The organism is Actinokineospora cianjurensis (assembly GCF_003663795.1).
Taxonomy (GTDB): Bacteria; Actinomycetota; Actinomycetes; order Mycobacteriales; family Pseudonocardiaceae; genus Actinokineospora; species Actinokineospora terrae.
Genome location: NZ_RCDD01000007.1, coordinates 177,065 through 198,291, shown reverse-complemented (window position 1 = coordinate 198,291; position 21,227 = coordinate 177,065). Strand labels below are relative to the sequence as shown.

The 21,227-nt window shown below is 71.5% G+C and carries 22 protein-coding genes; 5 read left to right on the top strand and 17 right to left on the bottom strand.

From position 1 onward, the window contains the following. Nucleotides 1-12 precede the first annotated feature (12 nt). Genes CLV68_RS29400 through CLV68_RS29370 form a run of 7 tightly spaced genes read right to left on the bottom strand, consistent with a single transcriptional unit; the run spans nucleotide 13 to nucleotide 6,085 of the window. Nucleotides 13-1,077 carry a thiamine pyrophosphate-dependent dehydrogenase E1 component subunit alpha gene (locus tag CLV68_RS29400; RefSeq protein ID WP_246010172.1) on the bottom strand — a complete coding sequence of 355 codons (1,065 nt, stop codon included), beginning with the start codon at nucleotides 1,075-1,077 and terminating at the stop codon, nucleotides 13-15. Beyond that, complete coding sequence (locus CLV68_RS29395) at nucleotides 1,070-1,957, bottom strand: class-II aminoacyl-tRNA synthetase family protein (RefSeq protein WP_121394260.1); 888 nt, start codon at nucleotides 1,955-1,957, stop codon at nucleotides 1,070-1,072. Before CLV68_RS29395 ends, CLV68_RS29400 begins: the two co-directional genes overlap by 8 nt. Then, nucleotides 1,954-2,613, bottom strand: coding sequence for a 4'-phosphopantetheinyl transferase family protein (locus tag CLV68_RS29390; RefSeq protein WP_170224657.1), 660 nt, complete (start codon nucleotides 2,611-2,613; stop codon nucleotides 1,954-1,956). The genes CLV68_RS29395 and CLV68_RS29390 overlap by 4 nt, the downstream gene beginning before the upstream one ends. Continuing rightward, the gene (locus tag CLV68_RS29385; protein WP_121394258.1) at nucleotides 2,613-3,476 is read right to left on the bottom strand and encodes a 2-hydroxy-acid oxidase; all 864 of its coding nucleotides are present in this window, start codon (nucleotides 3,474-3,476) and stop codon (nucleotides 2,613-2,615) included. The genes CLV68_RS29390 and CLV68_RS29385 overlap by 1 nt, the downstream gene beginning before the upstream one ends. After that, entirely contained in the window at nucleotides 3,476-3,781 is a 306-nt protein-coding gene (locus CLV68_RS29380) for a phosphopantetheine-binding protein (protein ID WP_246010171.1), read from the bottom strand. The genes CLV68_RS29385 and CLV68_RS29380 overlap by 1 nt, the downstream gene beginning before the upstream one ends. A 16-nt stretch (nucleotides 3,782-3,797) precedes the next feature. Further along, the gene (locus CLV68_RS29375; protein WP_121394257.1) at nucleotides 3,798-4,730 is read right to left on the bottom strand and encodes a 3-oxoacyl-[acyl-carrier-protein] synthase III C-terminal domain-containing protein; all 933 of its coding nucleotides are present in this window, start codon (nucleotides 4,728-4,730) and stop codon (nucleotides 3,798-3,800) included. After that, nucleotides 4,727-6,085 carry a condensation domain-containing protein gene (locus tag CLV68_RS29370; protein ID WP_121394256.1) on the bottom strand — a complete coding sequence of 453 codons (1,359 nt, stop codon included), beginning with the start codon at nucleotides 6,083-6,085 and terminating at the stop codon, nucleotides 4,727-4,729. The genes CLV68_RS29375 and CLV68_RS29370 overlap by 4 nt, the downstream gene beginning before the upstream one ends. Before the next feature lie 170 nt (nucleotides 6,086-6,255). Here CLV68_RS29370 and CLV68_RS29365 point away from each other — a divergent pair, with 170 nt between their 5' ends. From CLV68_RS29365 to CLV68_RS29350, 4 genes are read left to right on the top strand one after another with little or no spacing between them, the layout of a single operon-like run. Next, on the top strand, nucleotides 6,256-6,528 hold the full coding sequence (locus CLV68_RS29365) for an acyl carrier protein (protein WP_147460207.1): 273 nt from the start codon (nucleotides 6,256-6,258) through the stop codon (nucleotides 6,526-6,528). Beyond that, the gene (locus tag CLV68_RS29360) at nucleotides 6,525-7,703 is read left to right on the top strand and encodes a glycosyltransferase (protein ID WP_121394254.1); all 1,179 of its coding nucleotides are present in this window, start codon (nucleotides 6,525-6,527) and stop codon (nucleotides 7,701-7,703) included. Before CLV68_RS29365 ends, CLV68_RS29360 begins: the two co-directional genes overlap by 4 nt. After that, entirely contained in the window at nucleotides 7,700-8,653 is a 954-nt protein-coding gene (locus CLV68_RS29355) for an ATP-binding cassette domain-containing protein (RefSeq protein ID WP_121394253.1), read from the top strand. Before CLV68_RS29360 ends, CLV68_RS29355 begins: the two co-directional genes overlap by 4 nt. 9 nt (nucleotides 8,654-8,662) lie before the next feature. Beyond that, nucleotides 8,663-9,427, top strand: a complete 765-nt coding sequence (locus CLV68_RS29350; protein WP_092774431.1) for an ABC transporter permease — start codon at nucleotides 8,663-8,665, stop codon at nucleotides 9,425-9,427. 226 nt (nucleotides 9,428-9,653) lie between these two features. Here CLV68_RS29350 and CLV68_RS29345 read toward each other — a convergent pair whose 3' ends face one another. From CLV68_RS29345 to CLV68_RS29305, 9 genes are read right to left on the bottom strand one after another with little or no spacing between them, the layout of a single operon-like run. Next, entirely contained in the window at nucleotides 9,654-10,565 is a 912-nt protein-coding gene (locus CLV68_RS29345; protein WP_211346808.1) for a phytanoyl-CoA dioxygenase family protein, read from the bottom strand. Continuing rightward, entirely contained in the window at nucleotides 10,562-11,581 is a 1,020-nt protein-coding gene (gene hppD, locus CLV68_RS29340; RefSeq protein WP_121394252.1) for a 4-hydroxyphenylpyruvate dioxygenase, read from the bottom strand. The genes CLV68_RS29345 and hppD overlap by 4 nt, the downstream gene beginning before the upstream one ends. 29 nt (nucleotides 11,582-11,610) lie before the next feature. Beyond that, nucleotides 11,611-12,894 (bottom strand): beta-ketoacyl-[acyl-carrier-protein] synthase family protein, encoded by a 1,284-nt coding sequence (locus CLV68_RS29335; RefSeq protein ID WP_121394251.1) that lies wholly within the window; start codon nucleotides 12,892-12,894, stop codon nucleotides 11,611-11,613. After that, a complete protein-coding gene (locus CLV68_RS29330) occupies nucleotides 12,891-14,504 on the bottom strand; it encodes a class I adenylate-forming enzyme family protein (protein WP_121394250.1) in 1,614 nt (537 codons plus the stop codon). Before CLV68_RS29330 ends, CLV68_RS29335 begins: the two co-directional genes overlap by 4 nt. Then, complete coding sequence (locus CLV68_RS29325) at nucleotides 14,501-15,013, bottom strand: beta-ketoacyl-[acyl-carrier-protein] synthase family protein (RefSeq protein WP_121394249.1); 513 nt, start codon at nucleotides 15,011-15,013, stop codon at nucleotides 14,501-14,503. Before CLV68_RS29325 ends, CLV68_RS29330 begins: the two co-directional genes overlap by 4 nt. Next, a complete protein-coding gene (locus CLV68_RS29320) occupies nucleotides 15,010-16,056 on the bottom strand; it encodes a beta-ketoacyl synthase N-terminal-like domain-containing protein (RefSeq protein ID WP_121394248.1) in 1,047 nt (348 codons plus the stop codon). The genes CLV68_RS29325 and CLV68_RS29320 overlap by 4 nt, the downstream gene beginning before the upstream one ends. Then, nucleotides 16,049-16,279 (bottom strand): hypothetical protein, encoded by a 231-nt coding sequence (locus tag CLV68_RS29315; RefSeq protein ID WP_170224656.1) that lies wholly within the window; start codon nucleotides 16,277-16,279, stop codon nucleotides 16,049-16,051. Before CLV68_RS29315 ends, CLV68_RS29320 begins: the two co-directional genes overlap by 8 nt. Nucleotides 16,280-16,281: 2 nt before the next feature. Then, the gene (locus CLV68_RS29310; RefSeq protein ID WP_121394247.1) at nucleotides 16,282-16,554 is read right to left on the bottom strand and encodes an acyl carrier protein; all 273 of its coding nucleotides are present in this window, start codon (nucleotides 16,552-16,554) and stop codon (nucleotides 16,282-16,284) included. Beyond that, nucleotides 16,551-17,960 (bottom strand): class I adenylate-forming enzyme family protein, encoded by a 1,410-nt coding sequence (locus tag CLV68_RS29305; protein ID WP_246010170.1) that lies wholly within the window; start codon nucleotides 17,958-17,960, stop codon nucleotides 16,551-16,553. The genes CLV68_RS29310 and CLV68_RS29305 overlap by 4 nt, the downstream gene beginning before the upstream one ends. Before the next feature lie 343 nt (nucleotides 17,961-18,303). On the opposite strand from CLV68_RS29305, the gene CLV68_RS29300 reads away from it, so the two are divergent. Beyond that, nucleotides 18,304-19,368 carry an alpha-hydroxy acid oxidase gene (locus tag CLV68_RS29300; RefSeq protein ID WP_246010169.1) on the top strand — a complete coding sequence of 355 codons (1,065 nt, stop codon included), beginning with the start codon at nucleotides 18,304-18,306 and terminating at the stop codon, nucleotides 19,366-19,368. 5 nt (nucleotides 19,369-19,373) lie between these two features. Here CLV68_RS29300 and CLV68_RS29295 read toward each other — a convergent pair whose 3' ends face one another. Continuing rightward, entirely contained in the window at nucleotides 19,374-20,309 is a 936-nt protein-coding gene (locus CLV68_RS29295; RefSeq protein ID WP_121394244.1) for an alpha/beta hydrolase, read from the bottom strand. Between the last annotated feature and the right edge of the window lie 918 nt (nucleotides 20,310-21,227).

Genomic DNA, 21,227 nt, shown 5'->3' with positions numbered 1-21,227 from the left:
GCACCCCCTTCCCTACAGCGAGACGCCCGGTCTCGGTCGGAAACCGTCGGCGTGGTAGTGGTCCGTGGCGTCGGCCGGGTCCGGCCGTGGACTGTCCACAGCGAACCGGACGACCTCGTCCAGGTCGAGCTCGACCTGCGCGTCGATCCGCGCCCGGTCGGCCTCGGCGACCCTGGTGGCCTGGATGTCGAGCGGGTCGCGCTCCTTCCAGCTGTCGATCTCGGCCTGCTCGCGGTAGCGGAGGCGGACCAGCATCTCGAAGGTGTGGTGACCGTGGTAGCGGTAGGTGCGCATCTCCAGCAGCGAAGGTCCGCCGCCGCCGCGGGCCCGCTCGACCGCCTCCGCGACCGCCGCGTGCACCACCTCGGCGTCCTGACCGTCCACAACCGACGACGGGATGCCGAACGCCTCGCCACGACCGGTGATCGTCCCGGCCACCGCCGCCTCCACCGGAAGCGTTGTGGCGTAACGGTTGTTCTCACAAACATACACCACCGGGAGCTGCCACAGGGCGGCGAGGTTGAATCCCTCCAACAACGCGCCCTGGGTGACGGCGCCGTCGCCGAAGAAGCTCAGCACGACCTTCGGGTCGCCCGCTTTCGCCGCGGCCCAAGCGATCCCGGCGGCGATGCCCGCGCCGTGGCCGACCGTCCCGGTCGAGTTGTAGACGCCCGCGGTGAAGTCCGACGGGTGGAACGAGCCGCCGCGGCCCTTGTCGATCCCGGTGACCCTGCCCGCCATCTCCGCCATCAGGCGGCTCGGGTCGGTCCCCTTCGCCAGCAGGTGTCCGTGGCCGCGGTGGCTGGACAAGACGATGTCACCGGGGTCGAGCGCCGCGCAAGCACCAGCAGCGACCGCTTCCTGCCCGATGCACGGGTGGATGCCGCTGAAGATCTCGCCCGCGCGCACCAGCTCGATGGCGCGTTCCTCGAACCGGCGGATGAACCGCATGGTCCGGTACAGCTCGACGGAGTCAGCGACGGCGACGGGAACCGTGACGCTGGTGGGCACCGCGGTGATCCCGGCGACCTCCAGCCCCTCGGCGACCTTGGCGGGAGCGACGACACCCTCAGGCACGGCGACCACCGCCCAACGCGGCCAGCACGTCCGCGGGCCACTGCGTGCAATCCTCACCGTGCCGGGTGATCAGCGCCATCGCCAGCCGCTCCAGTCCGAACGCGACACACGAGGTGTTCGCGGGCTCGCCACCGGCGGTGATGCCGAAGGTGTCGCCGAAGTGCTCCTTGTGGTAGTTGGCCGACGCGACGGCCTGCACGGTGCCGTCGGCGACCGGGACGCGCAGCTCCCACTTGAGCTCCTGCATCCGTTGCGCCGCTTGGTAGACCTTGCGGCCGGGGCCGAAGAACGGGTCGTCGGCCACCTCGACCGACACCGCCAGGCCCAGCTCGGTGAACCAGCCCTCGACCTGGTCGAGCCGGGCCGCGCGCCACTTCAGGCAGTGCTCGTCGGTGGCGACGGTGACCAGCTCCAGCATCCGGAACGACCGCATCCGCCCCGGCTCGCTGGTCGCCTCCTGCCGGAAGCACGACGCCTCGACGGTCACCTTCGCGGGCTCGTCGAGCGCCCTGCCCTCCAGGGTCGCGTAGACCGGGTAGCAGGCGGCTGGCAACAGCACCAGGTCGCCGATCTGCTGCTGGGCGTGCCACTCACCGCCCTGTTCCACCAGGGGTTTCAGCCTGGCCCAGCCGTTCGGCGTGCCGCCGTAGCCGTGCACGGTGCCCAGCAGGTTCGGGAACGCGGCGACGTACCCGGCGCGCTCGATGGTCGCCCGGGAGATCACCGGCGGGATCACCAGCCGGTGGAACGGCTCGTCGGCGGCCAGCGCGGCGATCCCGTCGCGCAGCAGCCCGATGACCCGCTCGAAGCCCGGCGGCGACAAGAACACGCCGGGAACCCCGGTCTCCAGCGGCAGACCCGCACCCAGTCCCGAACTCATGGCGCCACTCCCTGTCCTGGCCAGCGGTGCTCTCGCACCAGGTAGTCGTCCTCGCCCGCCAGCGCCACCGCCGCCGCGTAGCCGGTCGGCGCGGGCAGGTCCCGCACCCGGTATGGCCCGTCCGCCTGGTGAACCACACCGCGTTCGCGCACCGGGAGCCGCAGACCCGGGAACAGCCGCCCGCCCGCGGCTTTCACGCACGCCTCCTTGCGGGCCAGCAGCCCGGTGAAGCGCGCCGGTCGGTGCGGTGGTGGGCAGTCGGCCACGTGCCTGGCCTCGTCCCCCGGGTAGTACCTGGCCGCGGCCCGCGCCACGTCCAGCCCCTCGTCGATCCACTGCAGGTCGACGCCGATCGCGCGCCGGGCGGTGCAGGCGACCATCGCCATCCCCTCGGACCGCGACAGGCTGACCCGCAGGCCGTCGACCTCGGGCTTGCCGTGCCGCCCGATCCGCCAGCGCACCGCGCCCGGCGCGATCCCGAGCGCCCGCCCGGTCAGCACCCTGGCCGCCCCGTGCGCGGCGATGAACTCCCGCCGCCGCGCGGGGTGTGATCCCGCCGCCCGCTCCCGCTCGCCCTCGTCGAGGTGACCGTGCAACTCGTCGAGGACTTCTTGCGGGAGAACGGAATCAACCAACCAGACGCTGACCTCGTCCATCATGCCACCGCGACCACGGCCGAGTCCACAGCGGAATGATCGATGGTCGAAATGTCCACAGTGGCCGCGCACAGCAGCCCGAGGGAGGGCTCGTAGTCGGCGAGCACCACGAGGCCGTCGTGCCCGCCTTCGGCCAGCTCCCACCAGATCCCGGTGTAGGGCTGTCCCGCGTCGGCGACCACGTCGGCCACACCCGGCGCTGCCTCGGCCAGCCTGGACGAGGCGACCACGGTCGCCTGGCGCCCGAGTCGGTCCACGTCCTCGCGCAGCAGCCGGGCGACGCGCTGGGCGTCGACACCGGTGTGCTGCCCGACGCGGAGGGGATTTCCGTTGCTCTCCAACCGCAGGACGACTCCCGTGTGCCGGTCCGGGATCGGCGCGGGCTCCCCGAGTTCGTAGTGCAACGCGGACTGCTCCACGACCACCACCAGCGCCCGCTCACACGCTCCCGAGCCCAGGTACGACTCGGTGAGGCGCAGCGCGGTGAAGGCCGCGCCGCTGCCCTGGTCGCACACCGCGAACGCCATCGGCGTGCCGGGGCACCGGTCGCTGAGGTAGCAGGCCGTCGCCCGGCCCAACCGCAGGTCGTGCATGGCGAACGCGAGCACCAGCAGGTCGACCGGCTCGTCCGGTCCGACGACCGCGGGCAGCATCGCCTCCGCCATCTCGCCGAACGAGTGGCCGACACCCTCGGTCAGCAGGTCTTCCCGCAGGGCGTTGCCGTACGGGCGGACCAGGTCGGCGAGGAACGGCCGCAACGCCGGGTCCAGCGCGGTCGATGAGGTCTCCCCGAACACCCTGGCGTGCGCGGAAACCAGCCGAGCAGGACCGGTGGGCGACCCAGGAGGGCCGGAGGTGAACATCACTCGTCCGCGACGGTGTGGGCGGCGATGTAGGCCGCGAGGGTGCCGACGGTCTCCAGGTCGGCCTGGTCGATCTCCTCGACGTCGATCTGGATCTCCAGCTCGTCCTCGAGCTCCAGCAGCAGCTCCAGGGTGCTCGCCGAGCTCAACCCCAGCTCGGTGAACAGCTTGGTGTCGGTCCCCAGGTCGGTGACCTCCCGCTTGAGCACCCTGGGCAACAACTCGGCCATGCTGTCGGCGACCCGGCCGAGCAGCTCGGCGTCCACAGTGGACTCGGTGGCTCCAACTGCCTCAACAGACCCCACGGGTCCTCCCATCACGCTAGTGCTCGAAGACCATCGCGGAGAACGTCGCGCCCAGCCCGGCGGCGCCGACCAGGTACCGGTCCCCCGGCCGCAGCCGCCCCCGGTCCAGGGCGGTGCGGTGGTTCAGGAAGGGGTCGGCGGCGAAGCTGTGCCCGGTGACCGGCACGTTGTCGAGCAGCACCTGCTCGACCGGGTACCCGATCCGCTTGGCGACCCGCCGCCACGACACGGAGTTCACGTTGTGCGGCAACAGGAGCGTGATGTCGTCGAGGGTGAGCCCGGCGCGCTCGACCGCGGCCAGCAGCACCTCGGACAACAGCTGCGGGTACTCGTACTGGAACCGCGCCGCCAGGTCCGGGTCGATGATCAGCCTGCCGTCGAAGTCGCCGCGCACGAGCGTGGCGTAGGACAGCACCCGGTCGGACGGGCCGTCCGCGGCGACCAGCGCGGCGGCGGCACCCTCGCCGAACACCGCCGTCTCCGGCACCAGCATCGCGTCCGGGGTGAAGGTCTTCTCCCCCGAGACCACCAGCGCCAACGCGTCGGGATCGGGGTCGGACGCCAGCAATCGACCGGCGACGTCCAGCGCCAGCAAGCCGGTCGCGCAAGCCTGGTGGGTCACGGTGAACGACAGCGCGTGGTCCAGACCGAGCTTCGCGCACAGCTCGCGCAGGGGGTTGTTCGGGTACGGCACCGAGACCGGCATCCCGCGCGCGTACAGGACGTACTTGACCCGGTGTTCGTTGCCGCGCAACGTCTCCAGCCCGCCGGTTGCCGCGACCAGCAGGTCGAGCAGGGTGCCGTCGGTGTCGAGGCAGACCTGGTCGAGCCCGTGGAAGCGGCGGAACAGCCGGACCTGGCGCTCGGTCAACCCGAAGCGCGGCGCCAGTTCCTCCAGCGACACGCGGTCCGGTGGCAGGTGCGCGGCGACCTCGACCAGCGCGGTCACGACCGCACGCCCGTCATCGCGGTCGGGTCGAGCGCGGCGTCGACCAGGACGGACTCGATCTCGGTGAGCAGCCGCAGCATCGACTCGGGCGAGACCCGGGTCGTGTCGCCGGTGAGGGTGAACACCACGGCGTCCGGCTCGGCGTCGACGTCGAGGTAGAGCAGCGGGCTGTCCACATCGGTCCACATGACCCACTCGTGCGACGTCTGCTCGCGCGCGGCCAGGATCTCCGCGGCGGGCGGCGCGGTGATGTCGCGCTCGTCGCGGCCGGGCGGGCGGCGGTCGTTGAAGTAGGTGTCCATCTCGACCCGACCGCCGAGCTCCTCGGCGACCCGGTCGACCATGGCCGCCCGCTTCTCCGGGTCGTAGTAGGCGTACTTGTAGGTGACCATGGTGGCCTGCCGCGCGCGGTGCACCGCCTCGTCGAAGGTCACGTCGGCGATGTCGACCATCAGCGGGCAGGTCTGCGCCATGGTGCTGACCGACCCGACCAGCGACTGGCGGAACCGGTTGTTCACCGCGATCTGCACCGCGACCGGGTTGTTGCCCACGGTCCTGGCCAGCGCGCTGGCGTACCCGGCGAGCAGGATCGGCGAGGTGTCGGTGCGCAGCCGGGCCGCGATGGCCTTGGTCGCCAGCCACGCCGCCGGGGACCGCAGGGTCAGGTCGCCCCAGCGCGGGCTGCGGTGGTCGTCGGACTCACCCTCGACCCGCTTGGCCGAGACGGTGTGCAGCACCCGCTCCCAGTAGCGGATGGCCGCGTCGCTGTTGCGCAGCACGGTGGGCTTGCGCTGCTGCTCGGCCAGCGCCAGCGGCTGCGTCGCCGCCAGCGGCAGCGTCGGCCCACCGGTCGTCCAGTCCATCGTGGACAGATCGGTGACCAGCGCCTCCAGGCCGTGCGCGTCGATGGCCAGGTGGCTGTAGACCGCGACCGAGTGGGTCGGCACGCCGCCCTCGGTGATCACCGCCATCCGCACCGGCCACTCGTCGGCGTAGTCGAAGTCGGTGTCCTCGTACTCCAGCCGGACCCGCTCGGCGACCGCCGCCGGGTCCTCGCCACCCGCGTCCACGACCGACAGCGCGACCTGGCCGGTCTCGTGGACCTGTTGGCGCGGACCGCCACCGGGCCCGTCGAACACCAGCCGGGTGCGCAGCGACTCGTGCCTGCCCATCACGTACCGCAGCACCAGCACCGACTGCTCGATGGTGGAACCCGCGGGCAGCGGCGTGACACCGCCCATCGTCTCCGAGCGGCCGGTCTTGACCACCGTGCGCCACACGGTGCGCTGGCCCCAGGTGAGCTCACCCACCCCGGAGCCGGTCCCGTGGAAATCGACGAGGATCTTCTCCGTCATCCTGCTTTACTCCCCGCCGCGTCGTGCTTCTAGCGGGCATTGTTGGGAGCCGCTCGGAAAGTGTCAATACTCCACATGCCGACCATTCACCCGCGGTCAGATTCTTCGTGACTGCCCTAGGTCGGTGCGGTACCTTGACGCGCAAGTGGGCAGTTGTTTGGAGGGCGCGCGTGGCGCTATTCGAGGAAGTCGCCGGAATACTCCGAGAGGTCGTGGGACCGTGCGGCGGATGCCCGCCGGAGATTACGCCGAACGCCACGCTGGAGGGTGATCTGCGGTTCGACAGCCTCGACCTGGTCCGGGTGGACGCGGCGCTGTCGGCGCACCTGGGCGCCGAGGTCGGGTTGGCCGAGCACGTGCGCGGCCTGGACCTGGACGCCATCAGCACCTTCACCGTCGAGCAGGTCGTCGACCGAGTCAGGGATGGAGCAGCGCGCGCGTGAGCCGCTTCCTGTTCGTCGTGCCCCCGCTCGCGGGCCACGTGAACCCCACCATCGGGCTCGGCGCGGCACTGGCGGCGCGGGGCCACGAGGTCGCCTGGTGCGGCCCTGAGCTGCACCTTCGCCCGATGCTCGGCCAAGACGCGGTGGTCCACCCGACCGGGACCAGGCTGCACCGGCCGCAGGCCGACCACGGCGTGGCCGCGATCCGCTCGGTGTGGGACCGGTTCATCGTGCCGTTCGCCCGCTTCAGCCTGCCCGCCGTGGAAAAGGCCGTGCTCGACGCGCGACCGGACGTGGTGGTCGTCGACCAGCACTCCCCCGCGGGGGCGATAATGGCGCACCGGCTGGGCGTGCCGTGGGCGACGCTGGCCGCGTCGACGATGGAACTGGGTGAGCCGCTGGCCGAGATGCCGCGGGTGCTGGACTGGCTGCACGGCAGGCTGCGGCACCTGTGGGCCAAGGCAGGGCTGCCCGCCGACGAGTACTTCGACCTGCGGTTCTCCCCGTACCTCTCGCTCGCCTGCACCACCCGGGCATTGACCGCGGCCCTGCCGGACGACGTGATCGGCGTCGGTCCGATCCTGGCCGAGCGCCCAGGGCAGCCCGACTTCCCCTGGGAGTGGCTGGACCAGGGCAAACAGCACGTCCTGGTGTCCGTGGGCACCCTCGCCGACGACGTCTCCGAGCGGTTCCTCCGCGAGACCGCCGCCGCGCTGGCCCCGCTGGGCGAGCAGCTCCAAGCGATCTTCGTAGCCCCACCGGAGGTGCTGCCCGACCTGCCCCCGCACCTGATCGCGCGGACCAGGGTGCCGATGCTGGCCCTGCTGCCGCGCGTCGACCTGGTCGTCTCGCACGGCGGCCTCAACACCGTCTGCGAGTCCCTCGCGCACGGCGTCCCGCTGGTGGTCGCCCCCATCCGGCACGACCAGCCGATCAACGCCAACGGCGTGGTCGCCGCGGGCGCCGGCCTGCGGGTCGGCTTCGCCAGGGCGGACGCCGGTCGGCTGCGCGCCGCCATCACCACAGTCCTCGGCGACCCGGCCCACCGGGTCGCCGCCGCCCAGGTCCGCGAGTCGTTCGCCGAGGCGGGCGGAGCCGACGCCGCCGCGGCGGCACTGGCGGAGCTGGCCACCCGGTCGCCGGCAGCAGCCGGCATGAGCAGGAGCACGTCATGATCGAGGTCAAGGGACTGCGCAAGTCCTTCACGCTGGGCAAACGGCGCAAGACCCGCACCGTCGAGGCGGTGCGCGGCGTCGACCTGTCGGTGGCCGAGGGGGAGATCTTCGGCTTCCTCGGCCCCAACGGCGCGGGCAAGACCACCACCGCCCGCATCCTGTGCACGCTGCTCGAACCCGACGGCGGTGAGGCCGTCATCGCGGGTGCCGACCTGCGCGAGGACCCGGGCGCGGTGCGGACCAAGGTCGGCTACGTCCCGCAGGGCGGCACCACGACCGACGAGGTCACCGCCCGCGAGGAGCTCGTCCTGCAGGCCAGGATGTACGGGATCGGCAAGGCCGAGGCGATCGAGCGGACCGAGAAGGCGCTGGCCGCCTTCGAGCTGACCGAGTTCGCCGACCGCCAGTGCCGCACCTACTCCGGTGGCCAGCGCCGCCGGGTGGACATCGCGATGGGCATCATCCACGAGCCCAAGGTGCTCTTCCTCGACGAGCCGACCACCGGCCTCGACCCGCAGTCGCGGGCGCACCTGTGGGACGAGGTCCGCAGGCTGCGCGACGCGGGCATGACCGTCTTCCTCACCACGCACTACCTGGAGGAGGCCGACGCGCTGTGCGACCGGATCGCGATCATCGACCACGGTGAGATCGTCGCCATCGGCACCCCGACCGAGCTCAAGCACGGCGTGGCGGGCGACGTGGTGACCGTGGGCCTCAACGGCAGCGGACCGAAGGCGGCCGAGCTGCTCGACGGGCACGACTACGTGCGCAAACTCGAACTCGGCGAGGACGGCCTGCGCCTCTACGTCGACGACGGCACCACCGCGATGCCGCAGATCATGCGGGTGCTGGACGCGGGCGAGATCCACTTCGACACCGTGGAGCTGCACCGACCCAGCCTCGACGACGTCTTCCTGATCAAGACCGGCCGCTCGCTGCGGGACAAGTAGGAGTTGGACATGAAGTTCCTCCGTGACACCTGGCTGGTCTTCACCCGCCAGATGCTGCTGGTGTGGCGCACCCCGGCCCGGCTGGTGATCGGGTTCGTGCAGCCCATCGCCTACCTGGTGCTGTTCGCCCCGCTGCTCAAGACCGCGCTGGCCCCCACCGGCGCGCAGACCTACGCCGACGCCTACCGGGTGTACGTGCCCGGCCTGCTGGTGGTGCTGGTGCTGCTCAGCGGCTTCTTCGCCGGGTTCGGGCTGCTCGGCGAGCTGCGCTCGGGGGTCATCGAGCGCTCCAGGGTGACCCCGGTCAGCCGCACCGCGCTCATCCTGGGCCGGGCGTTCTCCGAGGTCGTGACCCTGATGGGGCAGGCGGTGGTGATCACCGTGGTCGCGCTGCCGTTCGGGCTGACGGTGCACTTCGGCTGGCTGATGCTGGCCTACGTGATGCTGGCCCTGATGGCGCTGATGGCCTGCGCGCTGTCCTACGCGATGGCCATGCTGATCCCGTCGCCAGCGGCCCTCGGCCCGCTGATCAACAGCGTGTCGCAGCCGTTGTCGCTGCTCTCGGGCGTGCTGCTGCCGCTGTCGCTGGCCCCGGGCTGGCTGGTGGCGATCGCCGAGTGGAACCCGATCTACTGGACCACCAACGGCACCCGGTCGCTGTTCACCGGCAACCCGGGGGACGTGTCGGTGTGGGCCGGGATGCTGATCGTCATCGCCCTGGCCGCGCTGACGGTCACCTGGGCCACCAGGATGTTCGCCCGCCAGGTCCGCTGACGGTCCGCGCGCCAAGGCCCCCGGGACGCGCCCTCCCGGGGGCCTTTCCCTGTCCGCGAACGACGCTACGGTGCCGTCCCCCCGCGCACAGGAAGTCCGCCCCATCGAGCATTCCTGGGTATGGGATTTCCGGTATGGCGAACCAGCCCTATCCGCTCACCGTTCTCCGGGCAGCGGAAATAGCCCGGAGGTGACCTTCCGGGCTATTTCCTCCAGGACCGAACTGTTATTCGCGCCAGAGGGTCGGGCAGTAGTTCTGGTCGGTGTAGTCGGGTAGGCCCTCGTCGTTTCGGCGGACCAGGACGTCGTGGTTGTAGAAGACCGGGGTGCCGTCCGGTTTGAGGTAGGGGCGGAAGCGGTTGTCGCCGTCCTGCAGGTGCAGGGAGATGGCCCGGCGGGGAACGTCGGCGAGGTTGGCGCCGCTGCCGTGGTAGGTGCGGCAGTGGTGGAAGCTGACGTGGCCCTTGGGGATGACCATGGGGACCTTGCTGACCACGGCCCCGTTGTGGGAGGCGTTGGCGTGCAGCAGGTCTTCCAGCTCCGAGCGGTCGCGGTGGGCGAAGTGCCTGGTGGAGTCGTCGCCGGGGATCTCGGTCCAGGTGTTGCTGCCGTCGACCATGGTGATGGTGCCCATGCGCTCGTCGCAGTGGTGGAACGGGATGAACGCGGTGAGCATCCGCTCGGAGGTGCAGGTCTGCCAGTAGTGCCGGTCCATGTGCCACGGGACCTGGTTGGACTGCTCCTCCGGGCGCGGCGGCTTGTAGATCAGGGTGCTCTGCCAGACCCGGATCTCGTCGGCCTTGGCGAGCCGGGCGGCGACCGCGCCGAGCAGCGGCTTGCGCAGGATCGCGGCGACCTCGTCGCTCTCGTAGTGGATGTAGTCGTTGTGCCGCTGGACATCGCCCTTCTCGGGGGTCCAGTAGGCCAGGTTGGGCGGGCGCAGCGGCAGGCGCCGGTCGGTGTGCCCGGCGTAGAACCGCTCGGTGGCCTCGACCAGGGTGTCCATCTCCGCGTCGGTGAACAGCTTGCGGGACAGGTACCAGCCGCGGTTGCCGTACTCGGCGACCTCGTCGTCGGTGGGCAGCAGGGCCCGGTCGGCGTCGGTCAGCGCGAAGGCGTGGGTGAGTTCGGCGGTCACTGGGCTGCTCCTCGGACGTGCTCCCCGGCGCGGTCCCGCTCGACGGCCTCGTAGAGCGCCTTGATGTTGGCGCTGCCGAAGGTGAGCGCGCCGAGGCGCTCGATGACCTCGAAGAACAGCGTGCGCCGGGGGTGGGTGGTCTGGGTGAAGATCTGGAACAGCTCGCCCTCGTTGTCCTGGTCGACCAGGATGTCGAGCTCGCGCAACTGCTCCACGGGCACGGCGACGTGCTCGAACCGCTCGGCCAGCGCGTCGTAGTAGCTGCCGGGGGTGCTCAGGAAGCCGACGCCGCGGCCGCGCAGGGTGCGCACGGCGGTGGCGATGTCGGCGGTGCGGAAGGCCAGGTGCTGCACGCCGGGGCCGTGGTGGGCGGCGAGGAAGTCGTCGATCTGGCCGGGTCTCGCGGTGGTGTCCGGTTCGAGCAGGGTCAGCGTGACCTCCTTGGACACGCTCTGCACGACCTTGGAGTTCATCGCCTGGCCGCCGACCTCGATGTGCTCCTCGAAGATCTGCTTGAAGCCGAGCACCTGCTCGTAGTAGGCGACGGTCGGGTCCAGCTCGCCCGGCGCCACGCAGGCCGCGATGTGGTCCACGGCGTCGAGCAGGTCGAGCGGGTCGTCCGCCGACTCGGTCGCGAGTTCCACAGTGGACAGCAACTCGCCCGGGCGGACGAACACGTGCCCGACGTCGCCGAACCCGGTGACCCTGGTGCCGTCGGCGGTGGCGCCCCTGGCCAGCGCGTCGGCGAGCGCGGCCGCCGGGTCGTCGGTCGACAGGGCCACCGTGGCCAGGCCGTCGCCGTGCGCGGCGACGTAGTCCGCCGCCGGGTGCCCGTCGGTGCGGGCGCTGGTCAGCAGCAGCTGGATGTCGCCTTGGCGCAGCAGGACCGAGTAGTGGTCCGGCTGGTCACGCACCCACCCGTGCAGCCGGAAGCCGTACTGGGCGCGGAGCGCGGCGGCGGCCTCGTCGGCGTCGCCGACGTAGAACTCGACGTGGTCTATGTCTTGTACGTGCATGGTGGACCTCTTGGCCGGAGGGCTGGGGTTCAGCGCGCTGGTGCGGGAGACGGGGTGGCGGTGCGGGTCAGTTGGGTGCCTGGGTGGCCGATCAGCAGGCTCACGTTGTGGCCGCCGAAGGCGAACGAGTTCGACAGCGCGGCGCGGACCGGTCCGTGCCGGGGTGCGCCGCGCACGTGGTCGAGCGCGCACTCCGGGTCGGGGTCGTCGAGGTTGTGGGTCGGCGGCAGCACGGAGCCCGCCACCGAGAGCGCGGTCACCGCGGCCTCCACCGCGCCGGAGCCGCCGAGCATGTGCCCGGTGAGGGCCTTGATGGAGCTGACCGCCGGGCTGTCGTCGCCGAACACGGTGCGCACGGCGGCGGCCTCGGCGGCGTCGCCGAGCGGGGTCGAGGTGCCGTGGGCGTTGATGTAGTCCACATCGGACGGTGTGAGGTCCGCGTCAGCGGTGGCGCGGCGCATGACCGAGGCGGCGCCGGAGCCGTCCGGACGCGGGGTGGTCGGGTGGTGGGCGTCGGTGCTGACCGCCCAGCCGAGCAGGCTCGCGTAGGACGAGGCGCCCCGCGCGTCGGCGAAGTCGGCTCGCTCGACGACCAGGATGCCTGCGCCCTCCCCCAGGACGAACCCGTTGCGGCGCTTGTCGAACGGCCTGCTCGCGGCGGTCGGGTCCGCGCCCCAGCCGCGGGCGAGTGCCCACGCGTTGGCGAACGCCGAGGCGACGGTCGGGTGCAGCGCGGTGTCGCTTCCGCCGCACACCACCACATCCGCCTCGCCGCCGCGGATCAGCCGCAACGCCTCCGCGATCGACTGCGCCCCGGCCGCGCACGCGGTGGCGATGCACGCGCTGTGCCCCCGGATGCCGTGTTTGATCGCGATCCGGGCGGCCGCCATGTTCGCCAGCATCCCGGGGAGCAGGTACGGACTCACCTTGGCGCGTCCGCGTTCCCGGCGCTGGGCGGCGAAGTGCTCGTAAGTCTCCAGTCCCGCGCCACCGGTCGAGACCACGACCGCGACCCGCTCGGGGTCGACGTCGGTGCCGACGGTGATCCTGGCGTCGGCGAGCGCGTCGTCGGCGGCGGCCATCGCCTGGAGCACGAACCGGTCGACGGCCTTCGCGGACTTGGCGTCCATGACCTCGGTCGGGTCGATGTCCGGGGCGATGCCCGCCGCGTCGAGGAGCCCGGCGAGCGGGTGGCCCTCGGGCGGGGTGACGACACCGGAGCGGCCGACGCACAGTGCGTCGAACACCTCGGCCGGTTTGCGCCCGAGTGGGGTCACCAGCCCGATTCCGGTGATGGCGGCGGCGGGTCTCATCGCGCGGCCAGGGTCTTCAGGTACTGCTCGCGCAACGCGACCTTGCGGACCTTCCCGGTGGGGCCCAGGGGGATCCGGTCCTCGTCGACCACGACCACCTCGCGCAGGGTCGCGGCCACGTCCGGGCCGAGGGCCGCGCGGATCGCCTCGTCGCGGTTGGCGTCCGGGTCACCGGCGGCGTCGAGTTGGAGCAGGACGTCGGTGACGACACCGGAGTCGGTGCGGACCGCGACGACCGTGCAGTCGGCGACATCGGGGCAGGCGTTGAGGACGCGCTCCTCGGACAGCGCGGTGTGCAGGCGCTTGCCGTCACCGAGGTCGACGGAGTCGACAAGCCGGTCCACGTGGTAGAAGTAGCCCTCTTCATCCCGGTAGACGAGGTCGCCGGTGAGGAAGTAGCCGCGGACCCGGGTGCGGTAGGTGGTCACCGAGTCGTTCCAGTACCCGAGCGAGAGCGTGGGCGACTTGGTGCCCAACTCCCCCACCTCACCCGGCGGCAGCTCGGTGCCGTCCGGGTCGAGCACGACGGGGTCGGCGAACGCGTGCGGCTTGCCGATGCAGCGGCCGTACCGGGTGGTCTCGGTGGTGTGGGTGATGTAGAAGTGCGAGTGGCCCATCTCGCTGGAGCCCAGGCCGTCGATGAAGGCCGATCCCGGCTTGCGAACCCGACCCTCCCGTGTGGACACCTCGCGGTAGCCGAGCGAGATCAGCCTGCGGATGTGGGCCTCGTGCGCGCAGTCACCGGTGTTCCACCACAGCGCGACCGAGTCCAGGTCACGGCCGCGCAGGTCGGTCTTGGCCATCTCCGACCACGTGGCCGCGAAGCCGAGCACACCGCTGGGCCGCCACTGCTCGATGGCGTCGACCACCGACGGACCGGTCTGCGCCGACACTGCGAGCAGCTGGCTCTCGCTCGCCAACACCAGGTTCAAGGCGATGAGCGTGGCGGCGTGCGGGGCGGGGAGCACGGAGAGGATGCGGTCGGTTCCCTGCGCCTTGGGCATCCGCAGCCGGTGCTTGTTGGCGGCGAACAGGCTCGAATGCGAGTGCAGCACGGCTTTCGGCACGCCGGTGGTACCCGAGGAGTGCGTGATCGCGACTGGGTCGTCCTGGTGGAACCGGTACGGCTCTGGCGCGGTGGCGGGATCGCCCTGGCCCAGCTCCTCGATCGGGGCGAGCAGGTGTACGCCGTGCGGGGCAAGGGCTTCGCGGCGGGCCTTGTCGGCGAGGACGCCGACAGCGCCGAGCCTGCTGACGTAGAGCGCGGTGATCTCGGGGGCCAGCTTGGCGTTGATGAGCGCCGGGATGGCACCGAGCCTGGCCAGCGCGAGGAAGGTGAGGATGTTGTCGGCGGCCGCGGTGGCGGTGACCGCGACCGGGTCGCGCTTGCCGATGCCCAGTGCGTGCAGTGCCGCGGCCCGGGCCCGGACGCGGTCGTCGAGCACCCGCACGGTGAGCGCCGTCCACGCCGGGACGTCCTCGACCGCGGTGTCGAAGGTGAAGGCGGGCCGGTCGAGGTCCCCGCCCAGTGCCACCAGGGTGGTCAGCACGTTCCCGGCGCCCACCTCCGGCGCGCTCGCCAGCCTGGCCCGGATGCTCGTGGCCCTCATGCCCGCTCCCTCGCCATGACCAGGACGGCCTCCGCCCGGTCGCTCCCACCCGACTCGTCCGCCAGCTCGGCGGTGATCACCAACGCCGCCTCCGCCTCACCGGCGGCGAACAGCAACTCCGCGCACGCGATGGCGTCCGCCATCGCCTCCCCGCTCGGGCTCGTGCACACCACCGGCCCGGCCAACCCCCACCGCGCGGCCACGTGCCCCAGCACCGCGTTCGGGTTGGATTGGAAGAACAGCAACGGCGCGACCCTCGTCCCGCCCGCCACCGCGTCGGCGACCGCGTCCGCACTGGTCCGGTCGCCGCAGGCACTGGCAAGCACGATGGCGGTGCGTTCGGCGACGATCTCCCCGCCGTACGCGCTCATGCACCGCTGGGCCACTTCCGCGACCAGCGGGTTGAACGTGGAGACGACGAAACCGGTCACCGGGGTGACCGTGTCCACATCGGACTCCGGCCAGTACGCCGACGCTACAACAACACCGGCCTCGACGGTAGCGCTCATGCCGCACCGACCAGGAGCGCGGTGTTGGCGCCGCCGAACGCGGCGTTCACCGTCAGCGCGTAGCCCACTCGCGTTCGCCGAGGCACGTCCACGACCAGGTCGAGCTCGCACCGCGGGTCAGTGCCGAGGTAGCCGGAGTTGACCGGCAGCTCACCGGCCCGCAGAGCCAGCACCGTCGCCACCAGTTCGACCAGGCCGGATGCCTCAAGCGCGTGGCCGTGCACGGACTTGGTCGAGCTCACCGGCGCCCCGTCGAGACCGGCCAACCGCAACGCGGCGACCTCGGCGGCGTCGTTGAACTCCGTGCCGGTGCCGTTCGCGTTGACGTAGTCGATGTCCCCAGTGGACACACCGGCGCGGGTCATGGCCTGGGTGATGGCCCTGGCCAGGCCGGTTCCGTCCGGTTTGGGCTTGCACACGTGGTAGGCGTCCCCCGAGCGGGACCACCCGGCCACTCGGGCCAGCGGGTCCTTGCCCGCGCGCTCCAGCAGGACGGCCGCGACGCCGTCACCGAGGAGCATTCCCTGCCGCCCGGCGCTGAACGGCCGCACCCGACCGTCGCGCGACAACGCCCGCCCGGCGTCGAACAGCGCGAAGGTCGACGGCTCGACCAGGTACCCGGCCGCGACCAGGACCCGCTCGGCGCGACCGGTGGCGATCATCGTCGCCGCGTCCGCCACCGCCGAAGTCGCCGCCACACAGGCTCCCGTGTACACCCGGGGCACGCCTGCCACCCCCGTGCGCTCCGCGACCTCGGCCGCCACCGCGCGGTTGCCCGCGTCGGCGTGCGCCGCGAGCAGGAGTGGAACCATCGACTTGGGACCGGTGTACATCTCATTGATGACACCGACGAGTTCGTCCACCAGCGAAGGCGCCCCGGGCAGGGTCGCGGCGTGCCGCGTTCGGCGCCCCTCGGTGGCGAAGCGCGTGACCGGGGCGAACGCGGGCACACCGGCGAACCCCTCGGCGCGCAGTCGCGTGTGGTCGCGGCCGAAGGCGGTCCGCGCGGCGGCGGCGGTGATGTGGACCGGGTGGTCAGCCATGGTCACGCAGCACCCTGGCCAGGGTGTCGACGGCACCGGTGACGGTGGCCATGCCGGAGAACACCTCGTCGGACAGCTCCAACTCGACCCCGTAGCGCTGTTCGACCTGGGCGATCAGCCAGGTCAGCTCCAGGGAGTCGAGGGTCTCGCCGACCTCGCCGGTGGCGCGGTCGCCGAAGCCGGAGAGCATGCCGATCACCTCGGCCCGGTCGGGTGCGCTCATCGTCAGGACGCGGCGTCCGACCCGGAGGCGACCGAGAGCCGCTCGGCGAGCGCGTCGACGAACTCGTCGAGGGTCATCAGCGCCAACGCCTCCATGTCGTCGTCGCCGAACTTGATCTGGTACTTGTCCTCGATCTGCACGGCCAGGTCGGCCAGCGCCAACGACTCCAGGTCCAGGCCCGCGGGCCCGAGGTCGGTGTCCCCCTCGACGTCGCTGACGTCGTAGTTCATCTCCCGCAGCGTGTCGAGCACGAACTCGCGGAGCTGGTCCTTCATCGCTGACTCTCCTTGTCCTTCGGTGCTGCATGGGCGTTCTCGGCAGCGACGAGCGCGGCGGCGGAACGCACGACCTTGCCGGTGGTCGTCCTCGGCAGCGCCGGGAGGACCACGAGCCTGCGTGGGCGCTTGAACGGCGCGAGAGTCTCGGTGAGGGCGGCGGTGACCTGCTCGACCGCGGCGCCGTCGGCGAGGCTCACGTACGCCTGGATGCCGGAGTCGTGCACCACCACGGCCTCGCGGACGGAGTCCAGCGCCGAGAGCGTTTGCTCCACCTCGGTCAGGTCGACCTTCAGGCCGCCGATGGACACCTGCGAGTCGAGGCGCCCCAGAACGGTGAGCAGACCGGCGTCGAGTTCGGCGGCGTCCTTGGTGCACAGCCAGCCGTCGACGAAGCGGGACGGGTCCTGCGCGCCGAGGTACGGCGAGTCGGCCATCGCGATCCACAGCTCACCGGCGCTGACCCGCAGGTCCAAGCCGTGCGTGGGTTCGACCGACGGCCAGCGGGTGCCGTCGAGGTCGGTGGCGATGACCCCGATCTCGGTCATCCCGTACATCGTGCCGAGCGGGACGCCGAAGCGTTCGCGGAACCGCGGCGGCACCGACGGTCGCACCAGCTCACCGGCGACGATCATCCCGCGCAGCTGGGGAAGCGGCGCCGGGTCGGGCAGCGAGGTCAGCAGTTCGGCGTGGAACGGAACGCCGATGATCGTGGTGGGCAGGTCCGACTCGGCGACCGCGGCGAGGATGCCCTCGGCGGTGAGCCTGCGCGGGAACACCAACTCCGCGCCGGTGTGCACCGAGTTGAGCAGACCGCCGACCAGACCGAGCACGTGCACGATCGACGACAGCAGCACCACCCGCTCCCCCGCCCGGGGGAACCCGGCGAGCCGGTCGTAGCGGGACAGTTCGGCGATCAGGTCATCGGATGTCCTGGCGATCACCTTGGACGCGCCGGTCGAGCCGGAACTGAACTGCACCAACGCGTGCGGTGTACCGGCGGGGCGACCACCCTCCCTGGCGGACACTCGGGCGACGACCTCGGCGTAACCGCTGAGCCGGTGCCCCGTGCTCTCCTCGACCTGCACCACGAGCTGCGCGCCCACCCGCTCCAGGGCGCCGTCGACCTCGTGCTGGGTGAGCCGGTGGTCGAGCAGGCTGACCTGGGCGCCGATCCGCCAGGCGGCGAACAGGAAACCGATGTAGGCCAGCGACGGCGGCAGTCGCAACGCGACAGTGCCGCCCGCGACCAGGCCGTGCGCGCGCAGGTGCGCCTCGCGCTCGGCGACCTCCGCGCGCAGACCGCCCCGGTCGACCGGTCGGTCCAGGCGCAGGCAGACCGCGTCGCCCGGCCCGCCGAGCAGCACGTCGTCGACCCATTCCGGGTTCACCGCAGGCTGATTCACCAGCGGAAGTTCCACGCCCGCCATTGGTTCCTTCACATTTTTTGCTAGGCCGAACGCCGTAGCGAGAGTCCTTTAGCCGCCCTGGCCGGCTAAACAATCGCATACCGCCTCAACGAGAGTCAAGGTCGCCCAAAAGGACTAATACCGGCCGGTCCGACAAGCCCACTACCAGGGGTTCTCACTGTGTGCACAGGCGAATCCGGCTACGCGGCGCGCACGCCACAAGGCCACTGAAACGCGGTCCGTGACCATCTTGGAAATTGCGGATAGCGGATGACAGGATATGCCGGGCGCAATACCCCGAACGGCGCAAAGCCATCAAGGAGGACCTGGCGTGAATCCCGTGGACGTCGCAGACTACGCCGAGCACGCGAAAGCCACCCTCGCGGGCGATGTGCTCGGCTACCTCGACGGCGGGTCAGGCGCGGAGTGGACACTGCGCGAGAACACCGCCGCGTACGACCGGATCCGGCTGCGGCCCAGGGTGTTGGTGGACGTCGAGTCGGTCGACACCGCGGTGGACCTGCTTGGTTCGTCGTTGGCCGCACCGCTGGGCGTCGCGCCGATGGCCTACCACGCGCTGGTGCACCCCGAGGCGGAACTGGCCACGGTCAAGGCAACCGGCGCCGCCGGGGCGCTGTTCGTGGCCAGCATGTTCGCCAGCACCGACCTGGTCGGGATGGCCGACGCGGCGACCGGTCCACTGTGGATGCAACTGTACTGGCTGCGCGACCGCGGCGCCCTGCTCGACCTGGTCGGACGGGTCGAGCAGGCCGGGTACCGGGCGCTGGTGCTGACCGTGGACGCGCCGAAGGTGGCCAGGCGGGCACGGGACCTGCGCAGCGGGTTCACCCTCCCGCCGCACGTGCGCGCGGTGAACCTGGCCGCGGAGCTGATGGCGGCGAGCCACGTCGCCGAGGCCGGGGTGTCGGCCATCGAACGGCACTCGCGGGAGCGGTTCGACCCGACGATCACGTGGGCCGACCTCGGCTGGCTTCGCGAACGCACTCGACTCCCGCTGGTGCTCAAGGGAATCCTGACCGCCGAGGACGCCCGACTGGCCGTCGGGACCGGGGTGGACGCGGTGGTGGTGTCCAACCACGGCGGCAGGCAGCTCGACGGGGTGCCCGCCACGGTGGACGTGCTGGCCGAGGTGGTCGACGCGGTGGCCGGTCGGCTGCCGGTGCTGGTCGACGGCGGCGTGCGGCGCGGGACGGATGTGCTCAAGGCGTTGGCGCTCGGCGCGGCAACTGTGCTGGTAGGACGGCCGGTGCTGTGGGGACTCGCGCACTCCGGGGCCGCCGGTGCCGAACACGTGCTGAGGTTGCTGCGGGCGGAACTGGAAGAGGCCATGGCGCTGTGCGGTCGCCCGACGGCGGTCGAGGTGGACCGGTCGGTGCTGGGTTGAGCTGATCACCCGGAGCGGCCCGCCCGCGACGGGTGGTCGGCGAAGGCGCCGCGCAACCGGGCCGCCGCGAGCGCGACGGCCTGGGCGGCGGCGGGCAGGACCCCGAACATGGTGAAGAAGCCGTGCGCCATACCGGGGAACCGGGTCAGCTCGGTCGGCACGCCTGCCTCGGACAACGCGCGGGCGTAAGCCTCGCCCTCGTCGCGCAGCGGGTCGTACCCGGCGGTGATGATCGTCGCAGGTGGGAGGCCGCTGTGGTCGGTCGCGCGCAGCGGGGAGGCCAACGGGTCCGCGCCGTCGGCCGGGGTGGCGAGGTAGTTATCCCAGTACCAGGCGACCGAGTGCCGGTTGAACAGGTACCGGTCGGTGTTCTCCCGCAGCGACGGGGTGTCCGCGCCGTGGTCGGTGTTGGGGTAGACGAGGAGTTGGTGGGCGAGGTCGGGGCCGTTGTCCCTGGCCAGCAGGGTGACGGCGGCGGCGAGGTTGCCGCCCGCGCTGTCCCCGCCGACCGCGATCGGACCCGCCCAGTCCTGTTGGGCGACCCACTCGGTCGCCGCGTGGCAGTCGTGGACGGCCGTCGGGAACCTGTGCTCGGGTGCCAAGCGGTACCCGACCGCCACGGTGACACAGCCCGCGGCGTTCGTCATCCGACGGCAGATGGCGTCGGCGGTGTCTATCGTGCCCAGCGTCCAACCGCCGCCGAAGAAGTAGACCAGCACGGGAGACGGCCCGGTCTCCGCGGTCGGCCGGTATATCCGCACCGGTACGCCGCGGGCGTCGGTGTCGAGCACCGAGGCCACCGGCTCCGGGTCGCCCGCCGCGTCCTGGATGGACCGCAGGTCCTCGGCACGGGCCTGGTCGAGGGTCAGCTCGTAGAGCGGGGTCGCCCGCCGCCGCTCGCGCTCGGCCCGGTACTGCTCCACCTGGGGGTCCAGGGTCATGCTCGTTCGTCTCCCACCCGAGCAGGCGCGGCCGTCCAGGCTCGACGGCCGCGCCGCGCTCACACCGCCCCGGGATCACACCCCGGCAGCGGCACCTGCTCGATACCGGGTCATCACACCTCGCGGACGTTGCGCATCAAGTTCACCTCCCGGAAGTCGATCATCGACGAGAACGCCGAATTCCGCGTGAGCATATGGCGACCCCGCGCGAGGAGTCGATACGCCAAAAGGCGCCAACCCCCGACTAGGCCGAATGGACACTCCATTATCTGTCCTTTAAGGATGATCACGCCAAACGCACCAACCGCACTGCTCCACCCGGCGCACACTCCCCCACCCCGCCCAGCCGACACCCCCGAACAGCCCAACCCCCCTCTCACGACCTGCTCGAACCCTCCATGCCCTCCCCGTGCCCCCGCGCGCCGTTCACCCCCCGGCCACCCCACGCCCTCCCGCTATCCGTCCTAACACGACAATCAGGTCCACTGTGGCCATCCATTGCCATCAGTCCACAGCAGACACTCCACTCCACACACCCCACCCAGCACTCCAGCCCTCGCCCCTTGCCCCCGTCCCGCACCCCGCAACTCGCACCCCACGGACGACGGACCACGGACCCAACGAGCCAACGAGCCAACGAGCCAACGAGCCAACGAGCCAACGAGCCAACCAACCGGAAGCCCGGATCGGCGCGGCCACCCGGATCGCCGCGGCCGCCGCGGCGCCTCCGGCCCGACCCCAGCCCCCACCCTCTCCGGGGGGCGGCCCCGACGCCAGTCTAACGGACGGGGGTGACAGAACCCGGGTTGCGGATCTTCGGAAAGCCTTGCTGTGGATAACTTCTGTCGCTGGACCGGGTGAACTCGGCGATGATCCACAGTGGCGTCCGCGCGAAGATCGGCAGGTCGACGCCGTGGT